The 3084-nt window shown below is 68.7% G+C and carries 3 protein-coding genes; 1 reads left to right on the forward strand and 2 read right to left on the reverse strand.

What is annotated here, in order from left to right:
• Window positions 1-34: 34 nt before the first annotated feature.
• Window positions 35-1651 carry an IS4 family transposase gene (locus tag AOK11_RS38090; protein ID WP_055598177.1) on the reverse strand — a complete coding sequence of 539 codons (1617 nt, stop codon included), beginning with the start codon at window positions 1649-1651 and terminating at the stop codon, window positions 35-37.
• 79 nt (window positions 1652-1730) lie between these two features.
• On the opposite strand from AOK11_RS38090, the gene AOK11_RS38095 reads away from it, so the two are divergent.
• Window positions 1731-2447: an IS5 family transposase gene (locus AOK11_RS38095; protein WP_420903049.1), complete on the forward strand. Its 717-nt coding sequence runs from the start codon at window positions 1731-1733 to the stop codon at window positions 2445-2447.
• On the opposite strand, the gene AOK11_RS43235 is transcribed toward AOK11_RS38095, so the two are convergent.
• Complete coding sequence (locus AOK11_RS43235) at window positions 2413-2964, reverse strand: hypothetical protein (protein WP_055598179.1); 552 nt, start codon at window positions 2962-2964, stop codon at window positions 2413-2415. The genes AOK11_RS38095 and AOK11_RS43235 overlap by 35 nt on opposite strands.
• Window positions 2965-3084 lie beyond the last annotated feature (120 nt).

Consider the following 3084-nt stretch of genomic DNA (forward strand, 5'->3'; position numbering starts at 1 on the left):
TGCCACCGGCAGATGATCGATCAATGCCACGAAGTTAAGGATTCGGCGGTGGCGTCAAGATGTCGGGGAGGGTGATCTTGTAGGTGCTCGGAGCGGTGCGGACGAGTCGGTCGTTGCGGGCCCAGTAGCACAGTTGCGCAGTGAGACTGCTGAGGGGGCGTCCAGAGGTGGGGAGTCCGAGACGCCGGGCGATATCCCGGGTGTGCATGGCTTGGTTGGAGTTCGCAGCCAGGATCTGGCAGACCTGGCCCCAGCGGCCGGAGAGGGCCCGGCTCGGGTCCTGCGCGCTGGGCAGGGCGGGTGGGTGGACGGTGATCTCGATGCCGGTGATCGGGGTGCTGTCGCGTGGACGCCCGTCGCGGTTCCAGATGTTGTAGCGGGAGGTTCCGCACTTGACGATGCGAGTGGACAGCCGCATCCGGCGCCCGGGAAGCAGTGCGTGCAGGACGCGGGCGCCGATGTGTCCTACCAGGTCGGGGTGGCTGTCCGGCCCTGATGCCGCGGTCGTCCCGGCGAGGCTGACGACCGTGTCACGGGCGGCCTCCAGGGCGATGGTGAAGCCGGCCCGGTCCGGATCGCAGCCGGGCAATGTCTCCACCGCGGTCACCATCACCGAACGCAGGGCCTGGTAGAGGGTGAGTAGTCCCCACATCTCCTGGTTGAGGCCCACCGGGTCCTTCGAGCGTAGGACTCGGCCTTTGAGCAGGGTGTGACGTAGTGCCAGGTAGGTGACCTCGATCTCCCAGCGCTCGTGGTAGAGACGCACCAGGTGGTCTGCGGGATCGGTGCGGTGGTCGCTGAGTGTGGTGAGCAGGCGGTAGGTTCCGCCGAAGTCGCCGCCGTCGGCGGTGCGGGCCCGGATCTCGGCCTCGATCACCCGCAGACGGAGGCCTCCGATCCGGGTCAGGTAGGAGCCGTCGGGCAGCAGCGCCAGCACGGGCGGGCGTCGGGTGCTGGTGGCACGGATCAGGAACTGGGCCCCCTGGGCTGCGATGTCCGCGAGTAGTTCATTGCTGTCGAAGGCGCGGTCCGCCAGCAGGAGCATGTCCGAGGTCAGGTGGCCGGCCAGATCGTGGGCGTAGTCGGTCTCGCCTTTCGAGGCCGGGCCGAAGACGGCGGCGATCAGGCCGCGGGTGCCGGTTTCGCACAGGGTCATGAGCATCAGCCGGGGGTAGCCGGTCGGGCCGTGGCGACGCTCGGTGCGGCCGAGCCATGATCGGTTGCGCTCGTGGTCGGGGACGTTCAGGCTCCCACAGCCATCGAAGGCGACCGTGCGCCAGCGGCGGTAGCGCACTCCGGGCGTGGAGGGCTGGGCCAGCGGGCCGGCAAGTACGTCGAACAGCTGCTTGAGCGGGGCCACGCCGACTCGTCGGCGCAGATCGCGAAGGGCCTTCTCCGAGGGCTGCGGCACCCGGAGGCCCAGTCCGGCCGTGAGTTTGCCCCACACCAGTCCGGTGCCCAGATGCTCGAACAGCCCGAGCGCGAGGACAAGGTACACCCCGACGCGAGAGGGGAGGCTCCGCAGCCGTTGCTCGTGCGCCCCGGTCTCGTCCAGTACCACGTCCACCAACTCGGGTGGGATGACCTGGGTTAACTCACCGATATGACCAGGCGCGAACACGTTGGTTCCGCCCGTGACAGACTGGGCCACTGGGTCTCTGCTTTCTCAGGAAGATCTTGGTCGATCCCCTGGATAGCAGAGGCCCCTCCTCATCTCACCCGCCTTTGACATTCACGGCGAGCGCTTAACTTCGTGGCATTGGATGGTCGACGCGGTCCGCTTCCTCGTCGACAACGGAATCAAGTGGCGGGCGATGCCGGTGGACTTCCCCGTCTGGGACCGGGTTTATGCGTTCTTCCGCCGCTGGCGGGACAAGGGCCTGGTCAAAGAGTTCCACGACCGGCTGCGGGGAAGGACCCGTGCGGCGGCCGGCCGGGATCCGGAGCCGACCGCGGGCATCATCGACGCCCAGTCGGTGAAGGCCGCCGCGTCCGTGCCCACCTCGTCACGGGGCTTCGACGGCGGGAAGAAGATCAACGGCCGTAAGCGGCACATCGTGGTCGACACGGCGGGACTGCTGCTGACGGTCATGGTCACCGGCGCGAACGTGACCGACCGGGAGGCGGCCCAGGTCCTGCTGGCCCGGCTGGCCGAGCGGTTCTTCCTGCTGAGGCTGGTCTGGGCCGACGGCGGCTACACCGGACCCCTGGTCGACTTCGCCGCGAAAGTGCTGCGTCTCGCACTCACGGTCGTCAAACGCAATGCGGACGCCTCGGGCTTTGTGGTGCTGCCCCGCAGATGGGTGGTGGAGCGGACGTTCGGGTGGCTGATGCGCTCCCGCCGCCTGGCCCGCGACTACGAGGGGCGGACCGACACGGCCGAGGCGATGGTGCTGTGGTCGATGACCATGGTCATGAGCCGCCGCCTCGCGAAGCGGCGACGCTGAAGGAGCCCGGGGTTTTCTCGACGAGCCAGCCCCGTGCGGCCAGGCGCTTCGTCTTGGACCGCACCCCTTCGATCTTCGCCGGGACCGGCTCGAGGTCCAGCGCGTCGGCGAGTTGCCGGCAGATCGCCGGTCCTTCGCCGGACCGCTCTCGATCGGTCAGGACGTGCATGATCCGCTGGTAGTCCGGGGGCAGCACCGTCACATCCAGCCCCTCCCGCCGCACCGGCACCACCGAGCCCGGCACCGGCACCCGTGACGGCCCCGATTCCCGCTCCGCCCCGGTTCCGGTCCCGGTCCCGGTCCCGGTCCCGGCAGTGGACTCGGCCGCGGAGGCGGCCAACGCCTCGACCAGCTCCTCCCGCGCGATCACCCGTCGGTCCAGCTCGATCTCCGCGGCCTCCAGCACCTCGGCCAGCCGCGTGACTTCCTCCCGCAGACCCTCCACCCGCACCCGGGCAGCCGCCTCCCGCTCCTCCAGTATTCCCAGCACCGCCGCCACCGCGCCCCCCTCAGCCATCAAACGGACACAAGACGCCGCATCCCTCCCTCACCCCGAACGAAACTATGCCTGACCAGCTAAAACCAAACGATCACGTTCGGTTGAGAGACGGTTTCTCAGCTTGGCGTTTAACGTCGC

Origin of the sequence: Streptomyces hirsutus (genome assembly GCF_001418415.1) — a bacterium.
Classification (GTDB): Bacteria; Actinomycetota; Actinomycetes; order Streptomycetales; family Streptomycetaceae; genus Streptomyces; species Streptomyces hirsutus.